Origin of the sequence: Rhizobium sp. YJ-22, assembly GCF_029601685.1 — a bacterium.
Lineage (GTDB): Bacteria > Pseudomonadota > Alphaproteobacteria > Rhizobiales > Rhizobiaceae > Metarhizobium.
The window spans coordinates 1-3,900 of the sequence record NZ_JARRIR010000046.1 but is presented as its reverse complement, the minus strand read 5'-3'; the positions used below and the strand labels follow the sequence as shown (position 1 = coordinate 3,900).

The 3,900-nt window shown below is 61.4% G+C and carries 2 protein-coding genes and 1 pseudogene; 2 read left to right on the top strand and 1 reads right to left on the bottom strand.

Going from position 1 to position 3,900, the window contains the following annotated elements; all coding sequences use genetic code 11:
- Positions 1 to 71: 71 nt before the first annotated feature.
- Positions 72 to 362, top strand: a pseudogene (locus tag P7F60_RS30645) (transposase); the annotation flags it as partial.
- 560 nt (positions 363 to 922) lie between these two features.
- Here P7F60_RS30645 and P7F60_RS30640 read toward each other — a convergent pair.
- Positions 923 to 2,071 carry an RHE_PE00001 family protein gene (locus P7F60_RS30640; RefSeq protein ID WP_277921226.1) on the bottom strand — a complete coding sequence of 383 codons (1,149 nt, stop codon included), beginning with the start codon at positions 2,069 to 2,071 and terminating at the stop codon, positions 923 to 925.
- 14 nt (positions 2,072 to 2,085) lie between these two features.
- Here P7F60_RS30640 and P7F60_RS30635 point away from each other — a divergent pair, with 14 nt between their 5' ends.
- Positions 2,086 to 3,759 carry a transposase gene (locus P7F60_RS30635; RefSeq protein WP_277921224.1) on the top strand — a complete coding sequence of 558 codons (1,674 nt, stop codon included), beginning with the start codon at positions 2,086 to 2,088 and terminating at the stop codon, positions 3,757 to 3,759.
- Positions 3,760 to 3,900: the final 141 nt, after the last annotated feature.

Below are 3,900 nucleotides of genomic sequence, written 5' to 3'. Positions count from 1 at the left end.
GACGGTAGAGCGGATCACGGTCTGTCATGCCTCTTCATCGCCTATCAAGCCCCAAGTTCCGTTAACTTTACGATGCCCTCTGCACTGTTCCTGGCGTAGGCCCGGTGACCGCCGGCGCGATCCTTGCCTTCGCACCCGATCTTCGTGCTTTCAAGAGCGGTCGAAACTTTGCCGCCTGGCTCGGCCTCGTTCCAAGACAGCTTATTCGATGGATCATCCGCGAGGGCGTGCTTCCAGGTAATTGGCTCGGCCACATTCTTGGCCGGAAACCGAGAATGGTCGCCGCCGTCGCACTCGCCAACAAGATGGTGCGCATCATATGGGCGATGATGACAAGAGAGCAGAATTACAGGATGGTGTGATCCACTGCCTCCCTTGGGCGGCAATGCGGAAAATGCCTGGGGTGATAAGCCCCAGTGAGAAGATCGACTGACGGAACGATGCGGAAAGGACTTCAATGTTCAGAACGGGGTAAGCCAGTCCCGGGGCTCGAGCCAACCAAGCTCTCTGAACCGATGTGGACCTGTTCTTCGAACTGCATCCCGGCCCGTGGCTTCTTCAGGCCACATTATGAGGCCTGACACACGACCGATAGAATTCCTCGTCCGCAGACAGTCGTTAGAAAATTCTTCTTGCCAAACCGGGGGCATCCACACACGGTTAGGCGCATGATTTCCATTGAGAATTGAGCCATGTGAACCTTCCCCTAACGCGGAGAGCGACGGAGTGATCCACATGGGGATGTTTCTTAAACGTTGGTTTGAGGAGGCACGCTGGCCACGAACGATTTGTTCGCTGGAAAAGTATTTCAACCTGAAATGGCCGATGCCATGGGAAGACGATCACTCAGTTGATGGAGAACTAGGTCCAAAGCGGATCAAAGACGGTGTGATAGCCTAAACGTTCCCAGAACGACTCGAGGCTATATTACCCCCCAGGCCCGAAACCTCCCCCTCCCCGTCATCTCCCTCAACCCAAGTTCCTGCACGATCCGCCGCGCTCCTTGCGGCGTCACCTTAAGCGTCTTCGCCACCATGCCTGCGGAGATCAGCGGCCGCGCCATGACGAGCTCAACAAGCTCCGGCAGCCTGGATGACGTTCGCCGCCCCTCCAGTTTGCGCATCATCATCTGCCGCGCCAGCACCAGCCGGTCATGCTCCTTCAGCCCCGTCTCGGCGGCAACCGTCAGCGCCCTTGCTATGGCCAGCAACCGCGTCTCGCGATCACGATGCCGGCGCCCATCGACGGGAATAGCTTTGAGCCCAAGATTGATCGCGGCGAGATGGGTGCCAGTGGTCACACCGCCTTCGCGCAGGATCGCGGCGGCCAGCATACGACCAAGCCAGGGGGCGTGCTGGAGGACGGCGATCTCGTTCCAGGCATCGAGCGCCACGATGGCCTGCAGGACCGGCGGCAGATCCTGGGCCCGCGCCAGCACAGCCTGCCAATCCGCCAGCCGCTCGTCCTCATCCCAGTCGAGATCGTAGACGAAGGGATCCTTTTCTGGAGCGCTCTTGGCGCGCCCCGGCTTCTTCGCCTCTTCGATCGCCGCCTCGGATCGGGCGAGCACCGCATCGATTGCGGCAAACGCATCACCCAGACCATCATTGTCCGGATCCTCCGCCTCCTCTACCCCAGCCTGAGCGCCGCTCACCTCAACGCTTTTCTCCGGCACGCCCTCTCCGTCGCCACGCCATGATGCTGCAGGCCACGCCTGCCCGCGGAGGGAGGCGAGGCCGAGATCCGAGAGCGCCCAGGCGGGTGGATGGGCGGCGATGCGTCGGCGGGTTTTCAGGATGTCGCGGGCGATGGTGAGTTCGTGGGTGGGTGCGCGGATATCTCGAAGCGCGTCATGCAGGACGAGGTCCTCGAGATGAACGAGTTCACCGTCGACCCAGAGCGAGGCATGCGCGTCGAGGAAATGCGAGCGCTCGAGAAAGCCATCACCGACGGCAGAACGGGCGATGCGCTCATCGAGACGGGCAAGCGCGACGGCGGCCTCGGAGATCGGCCTCAGCAGTACCTGGAGCAAATCCGGTGGCACGAGGGATTCCTGTTTCCGGTAATTCATGATTCACTCCCGTGATGACGAAGCGCCGCCTGCCCATGGCCGAGCATGCCGATACGCTGTCGCTGAAGGCGCTGCGAGAGCTCGTGACCGGTCTCGTGGAGCGGGCTGATCGGGCAGACGCCCGAATTGAGAAGCTCGAAGCTGAAAACCAAAGGCTTCGCGATGAGAACGATCAGCTCAGGCTCGAGAACACCCGGCTGAAGATCGACAATCAGCTTCTGCGTGACGAGATTGCGCGGCTTAAAAACTTGGCCCCCCGCCCACCCTTCAGACCGTCGGGGATGGAAAAGGCAACGGGTGACAAGCCGCTCTCGGCCAAGAATCCGGCGCTCCGGCCGCGAGGGCCGAAGAACGACACGAAGCGGGTGACGCGTGAAGAGGTGCTGCCGGCCAGTGTGCCGGACGGATCGCGCTTTAAGGGCTACAAGGACTGCTTTGTCCGGGATCTGGTGCTCAAGGTCGAGGTGGTTCGTTACCGGCGGGAGTGCTGGGTGACGCCAGAGGGGGAGACCATCACAGCACAGCTGCCTGCGGGGATAAGAGGTGGCTTTGGACCCAATCTGCGGCGGTTTTGTCTGATGCTGCATGCGCATGGCCAGGTCACCACGCAGCGAATGACGACGTTGCTCAACGACGTCGGCGTCGAGATCTCCAAACGCCAGGTGGTGCGGTTCCTCACAGAGAGGCTGGATGGTTTCCATGCGGAGGATGCAGCCGTCCTCCACGCCGGCCGCGTCTCGGCGCCTTACGTGACGGTTGACGATACTGGTGCCCGTCACGCCAACCGCAGTTTCCATACAACGCATATTGGCGGCGAGCATTTCACAGCCTTTCGCACGGCGCCGTCGAAGTCGCGGCTGAACTTCCTCGCCCTGCTGCGCGGCAACTATCAGGACTATGTTCTCAACGACGCCGCTTTTGCGCTGCTGGAGGACCGACAGATCGATCCTGCCCTTGCTGCCCGGTTGAACACCCATGAACCGGTGCGGTTTGCCAATCGCGTGCCTTTCCTCCAGCATCTCGCCGAACATGGCATCGACATCTTCGACACGGAGACGCTTTGGCCGTTCGCAGAGGCCGGCATATGGGGCGCCATCCGCCATCATGGCCTGGTTGGAAACGCGGTGATCGTCTCCGACGATGCCGGGCAGTTTCGGGTTGGTACCCACGCGCTGTGTTGGGTGCACGCCGAACGGCTGCTGCAGAAGCTGATGCCGGCCACGCCCGGCCAGGTGAAGCACGTCGAGACCCTGCGCGAGCTCATCTGGCACTTCTACAAAGCTCTCAAAGCCTATCGACGAAGGCCTGACCCGGCTCTGGCCAAGGGCCTGCAGGCTCGCTTCGACCGGATTTTCTCGATCCGCACCGGCTATAGCGATCTCGACAAGTTGCTGTTTCGCCTCAGGCGCCGCAAGCCGGAGCTGCTCATGGTTCTTGAGCGACCGGAGATCCCGCTCCACACCAATGCGTCGGAGCGCGATCTGCGGGGCTTTGTCATCAAGCGAAAGATTTCCGGGGGCACCGTCAGTCGCAACGGACGCCAGGCGCGCGACAGCATGCTGGGCCTTTCGAAGACCTGCCAGAAGCTCGGCCTGTCGTTCTGGCACTACCTGGGCGATCGGCTGGGGATCAGCGACAAAGATCATCCTATTGCCCCGCTCGCCTCCCTGGTTGCCGCGCGTCTCTGACGAGCACCCTGCCCTCTCTCCAGCCGGTCCTGCCCGCGTGCACAAGTCCCCGAAACTGCAGGTTGGCGTCACGACACGAAAGTGTTGAATCTGTCCGACTTTTGAGAACGTATGGTGATCACGCTGCGAGGATGGATGTTT